The sequence below is a fragment of the Shewanella seohaensis genome, from assembly GCF_023283775.1.
Classification (GTDB): Bacteria; Pseudomonadota; Gammaproteobacteria; order Enterobacterales; family Shewanellaceae; genus Shewanella; species Shewanella seohaensis.
This window is the reverse complement of sequence record NZ_JAKILE010000012.1, coordinates 130,864-148,114: the sequence shown is the minus strand read 5'-3', so window position 1 is coordinate 148,114 and position 17,251 is coordinate 130,864. Positions and strand designations below refer to the sequence as shown.

The 17,251-nt window shown below is 48.4% G+C and carries 11 protein-coding genes; 6 read left to right on the top strand and 5 right to left on the bottom strand.

Annotated features, from left to right (window positions below; translation table 11 throughout):
- Positions 1-141: 141 nt before the first annotated feature.
- Entirely contained in the window at positions 142-2,961 is a 2,820-nt protein-coding gene (locus L2713_RS14760) for a TonB-dependent receptor (RefSeq protein ID WP_011622897.1), read from the bottom strand.
- 498 nt (positions 2,962-3,459) lie between these two features.
- On the opposite strand from L2713_RS14760, the gene L2713_RS14755 reads away from it, so the two are divergent.
- The 4 genes from L2713_RS14755 to L2713_RS14740 all read left to right on the top strand — a co-directional run bounded on the left by L2713_RS14755 (position 3,460) and on the right by L2713_RS14740 (position 10,258).
- On the top strand, positions 3,460-5,082 hold the full coding sequence (locus tag L2713_RS14755; protein WP_248968393.1) for an alpha-glucosidase: 1,623 nt from the start codon (positions 3,460-3,462) through the stop codon (positions 5,080-5,082).
- Positions 5,083-5,208: 126 nt separating this feature from the next.
- Entirely contained in the window at positions 5,209-6,480 is a 1,272-nt protein-coding gene (locus L2713_RS14750; RefSeq protein ID WP_248968392.1) for a sugar MFS transporter, read from the top strand.
- Positions 6,481-6,632: 152 nt separating this feature from the next.
- On the top strand, positions 6,633-7,847 hold the full coding sequence (locus tag L2713_RS14745) for an RsmB/NOP family class I SAM-dependent RNA methyltransferase (protein ID WP_248968391.1): 1,215 nt from the start codon (positions 6,633-6,635) through the stop codon (positions 7,845-7,847).
- A gap of 152 nt (positions 7,848-7,999) precedes the next feature.
- Positions 8,000-10,258, top strand: a complete 2,259-nt coding sequence (locus L2713_RS14740; RefSeq protein ID WP_248968390.1) for a bifunctional diguanylate cyclase/phosphodiesterase — start codon at positions 8,000-8,002, stop codon at positions 10,256-10,258.
- A gap of 53 nt (positions 10,259-10,311) precedes the next feature.
- Here the strand turns inward: L2713_RS14740 and L2713_RS14735 are convergent, their stop codons facing one another.
- Entirely contained in the window at positions 10,312-11,322 is a 1,011-nt protein-coding gene (locus L2713_RS14735; protein ID WP_248968389.1) for a D-alanine--D-alanine ligase, read from the bottom strand.
- A 262-nt stretch (positions 11,323-11,584) separates the two neighbouring features.
- Positions 11,585-12,985, bottom strand: coding sequence for an asparagine--tRNA ligase (gene asnS / locus L2713_RS14730; RefSeq protein WP_248968388.1), 1,401 nt, complete (start codon positions 12,983-12,985; stop codon positions 11,585-11,587).
- Between the two features lie 151 nt (positions 12,986-13,136).
- Between asnS and L2713_RS14725 the strand changes: the two genes are divergently transcribed.
- Complete coding sequence (locus tag L2713_RS14725; RefSeq protein ID WP_011622890.1) at positions 13,137-13,472, top strand: hypothetical protein; 336 nt, start codon at positions 13,137-13,139, stop codon at positions 13,470-13,472.
- Between the two features lie 24 nt (positions 13,473-13,496).
- Here L2713_RS14725 and L2713_RS14720 read toward each other — a convergent pair whose 3' ends face one another.
- Both L2713_RS14720 and pabB read right to left on the bottom strand, forming a co-directional pair.
- Positions 13,497-14,084, bottom strand: coding sequence for a CoA pyrophosphatase (locus tag L2713_RS14720; RefSeq protein ID WP_248968387.1), 588 nt, complete (start codon positions 14,082-14,084; stop codon positions 13,497-13,499).
- A 25-nt stretch (positions 14,085-14,109) separates the two neighbouring features.
- Positions 14,110-15,513 carry an aminodeoxychorismate synthase component I gene (pabB, locus tag L2713_RS14715; protein WP_248968386.1) on the bottom strand — a complete coding sequence of 468 codons (1,404 nt, stop codon included), beginning with the start codon at positions 15,511-15,513 and terminating at the stop codon, positions 14,110-14,112.
- A gap of 121 nt (positions 15,514-15,634) precedes the next feature.
- Here pabB and L2713_RS14710 point away from each other — a divergent pair, with 121 nt between their 5' ends.
- Positions 15,635-17,179, top strand: a complete 1,545-nt coding sequence (locus tag L2713_RS14710) for a fumarate hydratase (RefSeq protein WP_011622887.1) — start codon at positions 15,635-15,637, stop codon at positions 17,177-17,179.
- Positions 17,180-17,251: the final 72 nt, after the last annotated feature.

Below are 17,251 nucleotides of genomic sequence, written 5' to 3'. Positions count from 1 at the left end.
GTGACGTATCATACTATGGGCCTTTTATCGGGTAGGTTTTAAGTGTGACTTTAGAAATAAAGAGCGGCGTATCATCTCACTATTATTATGGGTAAAAAGAAAAGCCTGCTTCACAGTGAAGCAGGCTTTTACGATGACAGCTTACAGAGAGTAGGTTAAACCAAGGAAATATTGTCTACCGAAGTATTGAATTGTTCCGGTTTGATGCTCTTCACCAAAGTAAGTTTTATTAGGCTCATCGGTGAGGTTATTGATTTGGAACAGGAACTTAAGTCCGTTGTCCAGCGCATAAGAAGCCTGATAATCCACAATCGTTTCTGCATCAAAGAACGCCAGTTGAGATTCAACCGCAACTTGCTCTGACACATAACTACTACGGTATCTCATGCTCACACGGGTATCGAAACCATCCAAGGTGTAGAACAGGGTAGTGTTCAGCACGTTTTCTGACAGACCTGGTAATGGAATGGTCAGGTTAGAACCGCTTAAGTCTGTAGTGAATTCCACTTCACTGTCTGAATAGGAATAGCTACCAGTGAAACCTAAACCATCTAAAGGTGACGGTAGGAAATCAAACACTTGGGTATAGCCTAACTCGATACCACGGATATAACCGCCTTTATCGTTGTTGATGGCTGTTTGATATTGGCCTTCATCTTTAACAACTGGGAACTCAACGCCATTGTCGATAATTGTATCGGGCACGATAAAGCCATTCGCTTCAAAATCAAATGGTTGAATAGTGAAGTTGTTGATGAAAGATTTAATATCTTTATAGAACAAGGCCACAACGACCGCACCTTCAGACTCTTCAAAGTAGTGCTCGTAGGACAAGTCATATTGATCCGCATAGAAAGGATCTAATAACGGACTGGTGTTACCCCACGCATTGTACTTTTTGTATCCTGGCGTAGCAGAGTCGTCATACCAAGAACCCATACCTGACTTTAACTTGTCGATTGGTGGGCGTGACATCACAGAGGCCGCTGCAAAACGCAGTTGATCGTTTTCAGTCAGGTGGAAGGTTAAGTTCAGTGACGGTAAGTAGTCGGTATAGGTTTTGCCGACCTTGTTACGGATATAATCCGTGCTTACGACGCCTTGCTCATCGGTAATGGCTTCACCTAAACCATAACCAACTTGTTGCAGACCCGTACTGCTTTGATCTGTGTGTACGACACGTACACCTAAGTTACCTGTGACTTTAACATCGCCGATATCGAAGTCTAAGTTTGCCTGCACGTAACCGGCTAATACATCTTCATTGACCGCGCCGCTTTGGATCATGGTCCAGTTATTTGACCAGTTCGCCGTTGGAGTGAAAGGTGATTGGCCAGTTGCCGCCAGTTGTGCGTTCACCAGTTCAATGGCTTTGTTAAAGTCAATGGCGAGGAAACTTGGGTAACCTGCTAATTCACCACCAAAATCTACCACTTTGGCCATATCGCCGTTCAGTGCTAGGACTGGTTGATTATCAGGGTTTTTACCAAACTCGAAACCGTAACCTGCCTGTGAACGCTGTGCGTTGAATTCACGTTCAGCATAACGCACACCAAAATCAACAGAAGAGACAAAGCTGGTGTCTAGGACATAGTTAAAATCGAGTTTGTAGGCAATCAGATCGTTTTGCTGATTATACGGCCACATACCCACTTCTTTAAGACCTAGGGTCGAGGTATTTGTGTAGTCGTTAGCAAAGCTGACATCTGCAGGATTTAAGCCATTCAGTTGATAAGTAACAGATTCAGCTGAGCGAACTTCATTGCCTAGATCATCGTACAACACGGCGCGAGTACCGCCGTTAACGAATTCACCATCGGCTTTGGAATAGCTGACATCGGCCGCCACTGTCAGTGCGCCACCGTTATTCCATTCAAGGTTCAAAGAGCCTGAAGTCAATTCTGAGTATTTTGAGTCGTTATCGTTGATCACGAAAACCGCAAAGTTATCCGTGCCATCAGTAGAGACTGTACCACCCGTCATAGAACCGTTTTCGACAACGGCATCGCTGATAGTGCCGTTTTTCAATGACTTGACGCGGAAACCACGGGCAAAGTTTTCAGAGGTAAATTTAGAGTGAAATAGATCGCCTTTCACACTCAGGCTATCACTCGGTTGCCAATGGATAGCAGCCATATAACCATCACGGGTATCGTCGCCGCCTTTTTGTTGCAGTTCAAAACCTTCACTAATCGCTTCGGTTACACCGTCACCGTTAACGTCTTTTTTATCATCATTAAAACGTAACCCAATGAATTGACTTGCAACATAAGGTTGATACAGGTGAGCATAGCCCACAGCAACCCCTAAGGTGTCTTCCAGGAATTTACCTTGATAAGCGAGACTTAAACGATTGCCGTATTGCTCTGCATCGGAGATTTCATCGGCGCGATCGTTAAAGCTGCCGCGGGCATTGATATTGAATGATTGATCTTTGTCATTCTTCAGCGGATCGGCGGTTTTTAATTCAACCGTACCGGCCACGCCGCCTTCGATCAGTGAGGCTTTAGGTGTTTTGTAAACCGCTGCCTGACTAATTAATTCGGATGGATATTGGTCAAACTCAATGGCGCGTTTACCACCAGTGGTCACCTGTTCGTGGCCATTGAGGGTTGCAAACACGAAATCGCCATCCAGACCACGGATGTTCAAACCACTAGCTTGGCCGCCAGTACGAACAGCGGTGACGCCTGGTAAACGGGTTAACGCATCGGCGATAGATTGGTCGGGCAGGGCGCCGAGATCGTCGGCAGAGATAGATTCAGATACGGTATCGCCAAAACGTTTTTCATTAAGCGATTTGATCACACTAGTTCTGAAGCCTTTAACTTGGATTACTTCAATTTCGGCATCTTTTGCTTTTAGGTCTTTTTCTTTTACATCATCTGCTGCGTAGGAGTGCATACTGGCGCCTGCAGCAACGAGTGCTAAGGTCAGCAAGCTGGGTTTAAATCGCATCATTTCTATCTTCCCCTTGAAGTCGCTTTTTACCGCTTATGTAGAGCGTTTTATCGTTATTACCGCATTGTTTTTGCGGCCTTTTTTTGGTATCTCGGCGCTTAATTGACTGCATAAGTGCTGCGTTTATGACCAAATTGTTATGCAACGGTGAAGATACTACTCCCGAGAATCTTGGCGTCACAATATTGTGCATACGTATTCAATAGGTCATTGGCCTGCCAAAACCGGCATTTCGGCCAAAAAAACTCCGATTTTATCTCTGGCTATTTCAACGCAACCTTATGTTAGTAAAGGGTTAATTTTATCTTTATCAGACAAGTCTAATGATAGTCTGTTTTGCATACGTATGCAGGCGTATTGAACCTTATTTCCCTGTTCACGTATGCTCGTTGCCACTAATACAAGCCGTAGCGCCTTTACTCCGCAGTAACATGATTGTAACTGCTCATGTGAGAGTTTTTGGGTTAGCGCGCTGAAGAATAAGGATAAAGGGGCAATATGAGTGAGTTAACTTGGTGGCGTGGAGCCGTGATCTATCAAATCTATCCACGTAGCCTTTTGGATACTAATGGTGATGGCGTTGGCGATCTGCGCGGTATTATCACCAAGTTGGACTATATTGCCAGCCTGAATGTGGATGCCATTTGGATTTCGCCGTTCTTTAAATCGCCCATGGACGATTTTGGTTACGATATCAGTGACTATCGTGAGGTGGATCCACTGTTTGGTTCGATGCAGGATTTCGATGAGCTGATCGAAAAAGCCCATCAACGTGGCATTAAAGTCATTATCGACCAAGTGCTCAGCCATACGTCGGATCAGCATGCTTGGTTTTGTGAGAGCCGCGAGAGCCGCACCAATCCTAAGGCCGATTGGTATGTGTGGGCCGATCCTAAAGAAGATGGAACGGCGCCAAACAACTGGTTAGCGATTTTCGGTGGTTGCGCCTGGGAGTGGGAACCGCGCAGACAACAGTATTATCTGCACAACTTTTTACGCAGTCAGCCCGATATAAACTTCCATAATCCTGAAGTGCGTCAAGCCGTGTTAGATAATGTGGAGTTTTGGTTGAAGAAGGGCGTCGATGGTTTCCGCTTAGATGCCATTACCTTCTGTTATCACGATGAGCAGCTTAGGGATAATCCGGCAAAACCTAAGGATAAACGCCAAGGTCGCGGATTTAGTGAAGATAATCCCTACGCCTATCAGTACCATTACTACAATAATGATCGTCCGCAAACGATTCTATTTATTGAAGAATTGCGCCAGTTGATCAATCGCTATCCGGGTGCTGTGACCTTAGGCGAAGTCTCCGCTGAGGATTCTCTCGCCGTGATGGCTGCCTATACCAAGGGTGAAGAGCGCTTACATATGGCCTACAGTTTCGAGCTGCTGACCGATGACTATAGCGCCGCTTATATTCGCCAAACCGTCGAGGCACTCGAAGCGAGTATTGGTGATGGTTGGCCTTGCTGGGCGATTGGTAACCACGATGTGCAGCGCGTTGCAAGCCGTTGGGGACGGGGCAAGCAAACCCACGACATGGTGAAAATGCTTAATGCCATGCTCAGCTCACTTCGCGGCAGTGTTTGTAGTTACCAAGGAGAAGAGCTTGGCTTAACCGAGGCGCCAATTGAATACCATGAATTGCAGGATCCCTTCGGTAAAACTTTCTGGCCAATGTTTAAGGGCCGTGACGGTTGCCGCACTCCGATGCCGTGGGAACAGCACGCCGATTTTAGCGGCTTTAGCCAAGTAACACCTTGGTTGCCTGTGGCGAATGCACACAGAGCATTGGCGGTCGATGTGCAGGAAGCCGATCCCGCTTCAATGCTGCAGGGCTATCGTCAGTTCCTCGCGTGGCGCAAAGGCTATCCTATTTTAATTGAAGGGGAGATTGAGTTCCTCGACGCGCCTGAACCTTTATTGGTATTTGTGCGCACGCTCGGTGAGCAAAAGTTACTGGTGTGCTTCAATCTGCTAGATCAGGAAATTGAATGGTCACTGAAGGAGCTCAACCTGCAGCAAGAAATTACCGGTCACGGGTTGAAAACTGCGCAAAGGGTCGCCGACACATTGACATTTTCGGCCTACGCCTGCTTTTATGCGCTGTTGAACTAGTTTTCAACCGCGCATAACACCACTTCGGATGGGCAGCACAAATTCATTGTGACTGTCTGTCGTGGTACGAAAACGCCTAAGGGACATTCCCTTTAGATAATAAAAACATGATTAGAGAGCACAACTATGGCGTCATCTATAAACACCAGCAGCCACACGAGCAGCGTGAGTGAGGCGGGAAACGGTAATTATCGTTTTGCGTTAGTCTCATTGACCTCACTGTTTTTTATGTGGGGCTTTATTACTTGTCTGAACGATATTCTGATCCCCCATCTTAAGGCGGTGTTTTCACTCAATTACACCCAAGCGATGTTGATCCAGTTCTGCTTTTTTGGCGCTTATTTTCTGGTGTCGATCCCTGCGGGACAGCTGGTTAAACGACTCGGTTATCAAAAAGGCATAGTCACAGGGTTAGTGATTGCGAGTATCGGCTGTGGTTTGTTCTACCCAGCAGCGTCCTTTGCGACCTACGGATTGTTCCTCGGCGCGCTGTTTGTTCTGGCCTCAGGGATCACGATTTTACAAGTGGCGGCTAACCCTTATGTTAACGCGCTAGGTAGCAGCCAGACGGCATCGAGCCGCTTAAACCTGACGCAAGCCTTTAACGCGCTAGGGACCACAGTTGCGCCATTTTTTGGCTCGATTTTGATTCTGTCCGTTGCAGCCACGGCATCCTCTGAATTAGCGCAAGCCAATGCCGAGGCGGAAGTGGTTAAGCTACCTTATTTACTGTTAGCGACCGCACTTGCCGTACTGGCGGTGATTTTCGCTAAGCTCGATTTGCCGGTGATCCGTGAACACAGCGAAGCCGCTGCGGGCGAAGTACAAACCCATTTAGGCAAGACTAGCGCACTGCAAAGCACCCATTTGGTGTTAGGTGCGGTGGGGATTTTTGTTTATGTGGGCGCAGAAGTGTCGATTGGTAGCTTCTTAGTTAACTTCCTCGGCGAATCACACATCGTCGGCATGCCAGAAGAGCAAGCGGCCCATTACATCGCCTATTACTGGGGCGGCGCTATGGTCGGGCGCTTTATCGGTTCGGCGGTAATGCAAAAAATTCCTGCTGGCACAGTGCTGGCTTTCAATGCCTTGATGGCGGCATTGTTGGTGCTGGTGGCGATCACCAGCAGCGGCACGCTGGCGATGTGGGCGATTTTGGGCGTGGGATTATTTAACTCGATTATGTTCCCCACTATTTTCAGCTTAGCGCTGCGTGACCTAGGTCCGCACACGTCGCAGGGTAGCGGTATTCTCTGTTTAGCCATTGTGGGTGGTGCGATTGTGCCATTGTTACAAGGCGTGTTAGCCGATAACTTAGGCATTCAATTGGCTTTTGTTCTGCCAGTAGTGTGCTACGGTTTTATCCTGTTCTATGGAGCGAAAGGCTCTAAAATGTAACGGCATTGGCCATTTCGATAAAAGCGATCCCCATGGATCGCTTTTTTATTGGACTTTTTTGCCTCTAAAAGGCAACTGGGCATCTGTTTACTTGCGTATTAGTGCCTGACCTCCTATGATCCCCCGGTTTTATTACTCACGGTGACCTGTAAATGTTGAATTCTCCGCTTTCTGCCAGCTCGAATGAATTAGTGATCAGTATCTTAGCTATGGTACTGAGCGAAGGAAAACCCTTAGACCGGGCCTATTCTCAGCATTTTTCGGGGTTAAAGTTAGTACCCGCCGAACAGGCGCGTATTGCCACTGTGACGGGCGATATTCTGCGCCGGTTAAATCTGTATTGTTTCTTAGCCGAAATTAAGCCGGAAGAAATGGAGCGCTTAGGCTCCAAGCTGCTTAATGTGTGGCATTTATTCCACAAGCTAGAACTGCCTAAGATGCAGTATTCCTTGCCAGTCGATGCCGAGCGTTTAGCCGAGCGTATCGAGCAGGCGCAGCGCCAACCCGTACTTTGGGACGGTTGCCCTGAATGGCTAGATGCTATGGGTCAAGCCCAGCTTGGTGCATCCTGGGAGAAGGAGCGCGCCGCCTTAAGCACTCCGCCAAAACGTTTCCTGCGGGTCAATGGTCTTAAAGTGAGTCGTGATGAGCTAGCGCAAAAACTGGCGGCCGAGTTTGTCACCACCCAAGCGGTGGAGAGCGTTGATTCAGCCCTTGAAGTGACCTCAGACTCCGCGCTGTTTCGCACTAACTGCTTTAAAGACGGTCTATTCGAGCAACAAGATGCGGGCTCACAACGTGTGGCCGCCGCGCTCGATGCCAAACCGGGGATGCGAGTGATCGATGCTTGCGCGGGAGCGGGGGGCAAGACCCTACATATCGCCGCGCAGATGCAGGGTAAAGGCCGTTTATTGGCGATGGATGTGGAGCAATGGAAACTCGACAACCTCAAGGAACGCGCCCGCCGTAATGGCGCCCACAATATCGAAACCCGATTAATTGTGGGTTCTAAAACCATTAAACGCTTAAAACTCAGTGCAGACCGTGTGCTACTCGATGTGCCTTGTTCTGGCCTTGGGGTATTAAAGCGCAATCCCGACGCCAAATGGCGTGATACCGCCGAACGTTTGCCGGTACTGATGGAGCTGCAAAAGCATATCTTAAGCAGCTATAGCCGCATGGTGAAGGTTGGTGGCATTGTGGTATACGCGACCTGCTCAATTTTCCCCTGTGAAAACCGCGGTCAAGTGGATGCTTTCTTAGCGGAAAACCCCAATTTCCGTTTACTAGAAGATGAAACCATCAGCCCCGCCGAGACGGGTTTCGATGGGTTTTATTTAGCAAAACTTGAGCGAATTCAAGAATAAACCCGCATTTTATCTCGCCACTAAAGCACGTTTTCATCCATAATTGAAAAGTTGCTTTAGTGCGACTAAATACCTAAAATTCACCCCTGATTTACAAAGATTGTTCATCTTAGTAAGGTCGTTAACTTAAGCGCTAAATGACTAAGGGATGTATGGACGAAGGAATTGCGGTTACGGGCAGTATCGGCGAGATTAATGCTCATTTTAATCAAAGCGTTAGCTTAGAATGCTATAACGGCATCTTGTCTATGCTGCTTAATGGCGCGCCATTAGCAGAAATTCTCCATGCTTTAGTGTTAAAAATTGAAGATCAGCGTTTAGGTACGCACGCCTCCGTATTGCTACTCAGCGAAGACGGCAAAAAGCTACTCACGGGCGCCGCCCCCCATTTACCCGACAGTTATAACCAAGCTATCCATGGAGTCGAAATTGGTCCTGGGGTTGGCTCCTGCGGTACCGCGGCGTTTACTGGTCAACGGGTGATTGTCGAAGATATCGAGCATCATCCCTATTGGGCACTGTATAAAGAGTTTGCATTAGCCCACGGGCTGAGAGCCTGTTGGTCTGAACCTATCAAAGATAGTCAAGGCAAGGTGTTAGGTAGTTTTGCCATGTATTATGAGGAGGTTAAATCGCCGACTGCCGCGGATTTAACCTTGATAGCCGAGGCGGCGAGACTGGCGAGTTTAGCGGTAGAGCGCAGTCGGTCACTCGAGTTTCAGCGCCTTGCGGTGAAAATATTTGATCGCCTACCTCTGTCGTTAGTCATCACCAATGCCAGCCATTCCGTGCTCTATGCTAACGATGCATTCACCCAGATGGTTTATCCTGAAACCACTGATATTCATGATTTTTGCCCCGAACACTTTTTCTCTCCCTCTGAGCCCCACGAAATCGATTCGCTGTTTCAACATCTGTCTGAGGGCAAAATGTGGCAGGGTGAGTTGATTGGCCTGCGCAATAACGGTGAAACCTTTTACCTCGATTTAACCGTGACCGTGTTTCGTGAGCCCCATAGCAACGAGAATGGTTTTGCTTGGTTATTTTCCGATATCAGTGAACGTAAAAAGGCGGCGCAGTTAATTAAGTATCAAGCCAACAATGATTCCCTCACCGGGCTGGCAAACCGTAATGCCTTGTTTAGACAAATCCAAGAGCTGATCTCCGCCGACAGCTTAACCCCGGGTTTCAGCTTTATGCTGATGGATTTGGACAACTTTAAACAAGTGAACGATACCTATGGCCACGACAAAGGGGATGCGTTGCTGGTGCAGGTCGTGGAGCAGATTAAGACCTGTTTAAATGAGCAAGCGGTATTCTCTCGCTTGGGAGGCGATGAGTTTGCGCTGCTGCTGCCGGGCCTTGTGACACAAAGAGAATTGTCACATCTAGCGGAGAAAATTAATCAGCAGGTTTATCGCCGCTATGAGCTGTCCCAAGATAAAGGGGTGTATAGCTCCGTGAGTATTGGGATTGCGCGCTTTCCCGAGGATGCGCTGGATTTGGAGCAGCTGTTGAACTGCGCCGATCAGGCCATGTATATCTCCAAGGCCAATGGCCGTAACCGCTATCATTTTTTCACCGAGCAAATGCAGCAGAATGCCGAGCGCATTGCGAATTTACATACACTGCTGAAACAAGCCTTAGAGCAAGAAGCCTTCGAGCTGTATTTTCAGCCGATTGTGGATGCGACAACTGGGCTTGTTCTGCGCGCCGAAGTACTACTGCGTTGGCAGCACGAGGGGCAGTTTATTTCCCCCGATGAGTTTATTCCTATCGCCGAGAACAGCGGTTTAATCGTTAATATTGGTCGCTATGTACGTAAAGCTGTGATGCAAACCATCATCGATATGCAAGCATTGGGGTGGCCAATCAATTTAGCGGTGAACGTATCGACCTTTGAGTTTTGGTCCCACGAGTTGCAGGACGCGTTTTGCGACTCCTTTGCCGATATTATCGAAGAGCTGGGGTTAATTGAGTTTCCCTACGAGCTTATCACTTTAGAAATCACCGAATCGCTGCTGATGAAACAGCATGTGCATTTAATCCAAGTGCTCAACGAGTTACGCGGCAGAGGCATTAAAATTTCCCTCGATGACTTTGGTACTGGTTATTCTTCCTTATCCTATTTGGCAAATTTCCCGATCGATCAAATCAAAATCGATAAGAGTTTTATCGATAGGTTGGATGAAGGCGAGCGCCACCTCGCATTGATTGAGGCGATTGTGCGCTTAAGTCATGCGCTGAATTTGAGTGTGACGGCAGAAGGGGTCGAAACCGATGCGCAGCTTAAGGTGATGATGGAAAACCATATTCAAGAAATTCAAGGCTATATCTTTTATAAGCCCATGCCCAAGGCGGCATTTTTTGAGTTACTTGCCGAGCAAGCTGCGGCCCATCACCATTCATGATGAGTTCAAACTAACCTCAAAAAAAGAAGAGCGCCATAGGCGCTCTTTGTTTATCACTTAGCCGCTAGCTGGCCGTTAATCACCAAACTTAAGTATTCGGTAAAATCATGCCCATGGTTTTGTAACATCTTAGGGAACATCGAAATCGGCGTCGAACCCGGGAAGGTATTGATTTCGTTGAGCAGGATTTCATTATCTTGGGTTAAGAAAAAGTCGATGCGTGACAGATGGCGAAGCTTCATGCCCTTAAAGGCTTTAATCGCATAGGCGCGGATCTGCTCGCTAATGTCAGTTGGTACGTTTTGCGCGACCACATCGGTGCGGGCCTTACTGCTCTTGGCGTATTTTTCATCGAAGGTGTAGAAGGTATTACTATCGCAGATGATTTCGCCAGGCAGGGTCGCAACCACTTCGCCTTGATACTCATAAACAGCGACTTCAAGCTCACGGGCTTTAATGGTTTTTTCGACAATCACATAGGGTGCATAACCAAAGGCATCTTTTAACACGCCAGCGACTTTGTTGCTGTCATCGACTTTATAGCAACCCACAGAAGAGCCCTGAGATGCGGCTTTAACGAAAATCGAACCCCAATTTTCGAGCGCGGCTTGGGTTTGGGCAATCGCTTCATCATCGTATTGATTTAAGAAGATATAAGGTGTGTTAGGAATGCCTAAGGCACTGAACCACATCTTAGCGGTGATCTTGTTAAAACAGTTGCTGCTGGCTTCGGATTCGCAACCAAAGTAGGGCAGTTGAATAAGGTTAAAGTACGACTGGATGTCGCCTGTCTCGCCCGGATAGCCGTGAATGCAAGGGATCACATAATCCACAGGCCAAGGCGCCTTGGTCTCATCACGGAAGCGGATTTCGCGGTTATTGGTCAGCTCACAGTCATCGCCAGCGGCGGTTTGGTATTGGCCAAACTTGTCCAGTACTACGCGCAGTACATTAAACTGCTCGGATTTTGCTAATGAGGTTTCAAAATAATTAGCCGACAGTAGGGAAATATCGTGTTCCGCACTTCCACCGCCGCACAGCAAAAGTAAATTGATTTTTGACATTGTGATTCCTCGATTGAGCAAAATGCTGTTGAGTTGCCTTTTGCAACTCGCTTACTAACGACAACTAGGTGACTTCCTGCCACAGGCTTTTATCTGCGCTAAGCACATAAGTTAGCCGCAGCCATCTTAGATTTCTTGCCCCCTAAAGTGCAAGGACTCAGGCAAAGGAGTTTGACCGAGTGATGAATTTTAACGCATTTTTACTGGGCAATAAAAAACGCGCCGAGGCGCGTTTTAAAGTATCAGTCTTTTAACGGACAAATTAGAAGTTCGCAGTGCGAGGCGCGCGTGGGAATGGGATCACGTCACGGATGTTCGATACGCCCGTCACGTAAGACACTAAACGCTCGAAGCCCAGACCGAAACCTGCGTGTGGAACTGTGCCGTAACGGCGCAGATCGCGGTACCACCAGTAATCTTCTTTGTTCAGATCCATTTCTTCTAAACGCATATCCAGTACGTCTAAACGCTCTTCACGTTGTGAACCACCGATGATTTCACCTATGCCTGGGGCTAATACGTCCATTGCGGCAACGGTTTTACCGTCTTCGTTGAGGCGCATGTAGAAAGCTTTGATATCTTTTGGATAGTTCTTCACAACCACGGGGGCTTTGAAGTGCTCTTCGGCCAGATAACGCTCGTGCTCAGAGGATAAGTCGATACCCCAAGACACTGGGAATTCGAACTCACGACCACATTTTTGCAGGATCTCAACCGCATCGGTGTAATCCACTTGGGCGAAATCACTCGATACGAAAGACTGCAGACGCTCAATCACGGTTTTATCCACGTGCTGGGCGAAGAATTGTAAATCGTCCATACGCTCAGCTAATACCGCGTTAAAGGCGTATTTCAGCATGCCTTCGGCAAGGCTTGCGATATCGCTTAAGGTCGCGAAGGCCACTTCTGGCTCAACCATCCAGAATTCCGCTAAGTGGCGGCTGGTGTTTGAGTTTTCAGCACGGAATGTCGGACCAAAGGTATAGATTTTTGACAGGGCGCAGGCGTAGGTTTCGCCGTTCAGCTGGCCCGATACGGTTAAGAAAGCCTCTTTACCGAAGAAGTCTTTGTCATAGTCTACTTTGCCATCGCTGGTGCGCGGCAGGTTTTCCATATCCAGTGTGGAGACACGGAACATTTCACCCGCGCCTTCACAGTCTGATGCGGTGATCAGCGGTGTAGACACCCACACGAAACCATTTTCGTGGTAGAAACGGTGAATCGCTTGAGATAAACAGTTACGTACGCGGGCAACGGCACCAATGATGTTGGTACGTGGGCGTAAGTGCGCCAATTCGCGTAAATGCTCGATTGAGTGACGCTTAGCCGCCATTGGGTAAGTGTCTGGATCTTCAACCCAACCCGTCACTTCAACGTGTGTGACTTGCAGCTCATAGGCTTGGCCAGCGCCAGGAGATTCCACAATCTCACCGGTTACGATCACAGAGCAGCCAGCTGTCAGCTTTAACACTTCGTTGTCGTAATTTTCTAAGCTATTTGGCACAACACCTTGGATAGGATTAAAGCAGGAGCCGTCATAGACAGCTAAAAAAGAGATGCCAGCTTTCGAGTCACGACGGGTTCTGACCCAGCCACGGACTGTGACTGTCGAACCAACTGCGTACTCACCTTTAAATACAGAAGCGACCGATGCAATGCTCATTGTTGCTTAGTTCTCCAACGAAACGTTTTATATGAAAATTTTTGGAGGTTTATATTACCTTGCTGGTGGCTTTTCTCAAGCTGAAAAAGGTATCCTGAGGTTAATATTACTAATATTGAGTGATAGGGTGCCTTAAAACTTGGGAGGCGGTATGCGGAAAGTCAAAATATTTCAGATGATCCTCGCCACATTATCCATTCTTGGCTGGACCTTGGCGGTGTACGCGCTGATGGTGTTTGGCGAGGCTCGCCCCGAACGAGAGGTCGGATCCTACTTGAGTCGCGGTGAAACCTTCAGACACTATTGGGACCCAAGCGAAACCGAATTACTGCAATACATCATTTGGGGCTGCGGTGCGATAAGCCTGATCAGTCTGGCGTTTAATTACTATGTCGCCCACCACAGCAAACTGGGTTATTGGTTTAATATTCCTTTGCTGCTGCTAACCTCGTTAGTGGCGGGCTTATATGTGCATTTTGTGATTTGAACTATCCAAAAGAGCAATGCGGGTTTACAGCATCTCCTCGGGAAGACTCAAATGCCGACAGAGGTGATCGATAATCGCCGCTGTTGCGCCCCAGATAAAACGCTGCTGATACGGAATAAAATGCACGCTGTAATAACGCCCTTGGCGTAAAAACTGTTTGCGGTGGCGATTTTGCGGTTCGATAAAAAAGCTTAAGGGCACGGTAAAGCAATCGGCGACTTCACCGGGATCGAGCCTTAAGGCAAAATCCTGCTTAATCATGCCCACCACTGGGGTGATTTCAAAACCGGTAAAGGTGTTATGGGCGGGGAAGGTGCCTATCACTTCAACATTTTCCCGGCAAAGACCAATTTCTTCTTCCGCTTCCCGCAGCGCGGCCGTAATGGCACTGCTGTCAGTGGGTTCAATCTTGCCGCCAGGAAAGCTAATTTGCCCTGGGTGCGCCCTAAGGTGCATCGGCCTTTGGGTTAAAATCAGACTGAGCTCGCCCTGGATTTCCAGCAAGGGGATCAGTACCGCGGCTTTACGCAACCCAAGGTGAGGAATAGCCGCCGGATCTTGCGTGGCTAAAGGATGCAGATTAAATCTGAGTCTAAATTCCGCTTGATCCATAGGCTTCCTATTCGTTTCCTGACATTTATTGAGGACTATCGAGTAAGGGTAAGATGCGACTGACTTTATCGAAGCTTTCTTGATATTCGGCATCGACATTAGAGTCCGCGACTATACCGCCACCCGCCCAGCAATAGAGTTTACCTTGCTCTGCCACAATAGTGCGGATGGTGATACTGGTGTCCATTTGCCCATCTTGGCTGATATACCCCATGGAGCCACAATACAGACTGCGACGTGAGGGTTCCAGTTCTTCAATAATTTCCATGGCGCGGATTTTAGGCGCTCCGGTAATCGAGCCGCCAGGAAAGGCCGCCCGCAGCAAATCACAGGCGTGGTATTGTGGGTCGAGTTTGGCGGTAACGGTACTGACTAAATGGTGCACCGCAGGAAAGCTTTCAACGGCAAATAGATGTGGCACTTGCACAGTGCCGGGCGCGGCGACTTTACCTATGTCATTGCGCAGTAAATCCACAATCATCACGTTTTCGGCGCGATCCTTGGTCGAATGGGCAAGGGCTTGCGCTGCTTGCTTATCTAGCATCGGGTCGCTATGGCGCGGCAGGGTGCCTTTAATTGGTTTGGTTTGAATGTCGTCACCGCGCAGCTGAATAAAACGCTCGGGCGAAATCGATAAAATCGCATTGGCATCAAGCCGCATAAAGGCGGAGAAGGGCGCTTGATTGGCACTTCGTAGCTTGCAGTAAGCGCGCCATTCATCGCCTTGATACTCTGCTTCAAAGCGCTGGGTTAAATTAATTTGATAGCAATCGCCGCTATGCAGATACGCCTGCACTTGATTAAATTTTGAGGTGTACAGGGCTTTGGTCAGCTGCGCCGACCAAGGGCTTGTGAGATGAAATTCGGCCTGTTTTGTGGGTTGGGCTATTTTTGCTTCAATTATTTTCAATTGAGTATCGAGGGCGGCATCCCCTAAATAGTGCACCATAAACCAGCTTTGCTGCTGATAATCGAAAATCAATGCCCAGTCGTAAAAGCCAATATTCATCTCGCCGAGGTGAATATCCTGCGCCGCAGTGCAGGGGAGCTGTTCAATTCGACGGCCTAAATCATAACTAAAGCTGCCCATGGCGCCGCCACTAAAGGGCAAATCGCAGGCAAAAGAGTGTGGATACCAATGGCGCAGCAACTGCTTGACCTGCGTAAAAGGGTCATCCTGCGGGCTGAGGTGAGTCGGTTTGGCTAATTCAGGCTGATGAACTTGAATGTCAGTCCGCTCGCCTTGGGTGATGAGGGTGGCGATGGGACCTGCGCAAATCATATCGAATTTAGCGTCCTGATGGGGCGCATTGGCCGAGTCGAGCAGTATCGACCAAGGTTCTGCCGCAAAGTGTTCGAAGATTGCTGCTGTGCTGAAAGTCCAGTCAAGTTGGCGTACTGCCAGCGGTAATGCCGCCCTATTTGCCATCAATTAACCCTATCTAAAAATGTGATGTAGCCCAAAAAGATGGGAAAGAGTATCATATTGGCCCAGAAAGAATTACACAAAAAACAAGTAAGGCCCTAAAGGCTGCTGGAGCGCACCTACTATGTCATCTCACCATGAAACGTCTGAAAATGTAGTGATTAAACAAGCCGACTTTATTGAAAGTGTGGCTGATGCCCTGCAATACATCTCCTATTATCATCCCAAAGATTTTGTGGATGCCATGAGCGAAGCTTATGAGCGTGAGCAAAGTGCGGCGGCGAAGGATGCGATTGCGCAAATTTTGATTAACTCGCGTATGTCTGCCGAAGGTAAACGCCCACTGTGTCAAGACACGGGTATCGTGACCACCTTCGTTAAGATTGGTATGGGGGTTAAGTGGGATAAAACCGATATGACCGTGCAGCAAATGGTCGATGAAGGTGTGCGTCGTGCTTATACCAATCCAGATAACCCACTGCGTGCATCGATTGTGGCTGATCCTGCTGGTAGCCGTAAAAACACCAAAGACAACACGCCATCTGTCGTGCATATCGATATGGTGCCAGGTAATCATATTGAAGTTGCTATCGCGGCCAAGGGCGGCGGCAGTGAAAACAAAGCCAAGATGGTGATGTTAAACCCATCTGACGATATCGCCGCTTGGGTTGAAAAAACGCTGCCAACGATGGGTGCGGGCTGGTGTCCTCCAGGTATGCTCGGCATCGGTATTGGCGGCACCGCTGAAAAAGCCGCGGTGCTGGCGAAAGAAGCCCTGATGGAAAGCGTGGATATCCATGAGTTAATGGCGCGCGGTGCAGAAACCAGCGAAGAAAAACTGCGTTTAGACATTTTCGAGCGTGCTAACAACCTCGGTATTGGTGCACAGGGTCTTGGCGGTTTAACCACAGTGTTAGACGTGAAAATCAAATCAGCACCTACTCATGCAGCATCAAAGCCTGTGGTGATGATCCCGAATTGCGCGGCAACTCGCCACGTACACTTCCATTTAGATGGTACGGGCCCTGCTGATCTTGCGCCGCCGACACTCAGCGACTGGCCAGAAATCACCCGCGAAGTGGGTAGCGACGTGCGCCGTGTTAACTTAGACACAGTCACTCAAGCCGATATTGAGCAATGGAAGAGCGGTGAAACCATTCTGTTAAGCGGTAAAATGCTCACCGGCCGTGATGCTGCCCATAAGCGTATCCAAAGCCTGATTGAAAGCGGCGAAGGTTTACCAGAAGGCGTGGACTTTACTGGCAAGTTTATCTACTACGTGGGCCCAGTTGACCCAGTCGGTAACGAAGTCGTGGGTCCTGCAGGTCCAACAACCGCGACCCGTATGGACAAGTTCACCGATCTGATGCTAGATAAAACTGGCCTGATGGGCATGATTGGTAAGGCTGAACGTGGTCCAGCGACTGTTGAGTCTATCAAGAAGCACAAAGCTGTGTACCTGATGGCAGTGGGCGGCGCGGCTTACTTAGTGTCGAAAGCCATTAAGAAATCCCGCGTGGTGGCGTTTGCCGACTTAGGTATGGAAGCGATTTACGAGTTTGACGTACAAGATATGCCAGTGACTGTAGCGGTAGACTCAAACGGCGTGAATGCCCATGAAACTGGCCCTGCGATTTGGAAAGTGAATATCGCTAACGCCAAAGCTTAAGCAAATGGCCTAAGCGAATGTCCTTCTTGCAAAAATGTCGCTTTTTTAAGCCGGATTTGAGCGGGAAAGGGC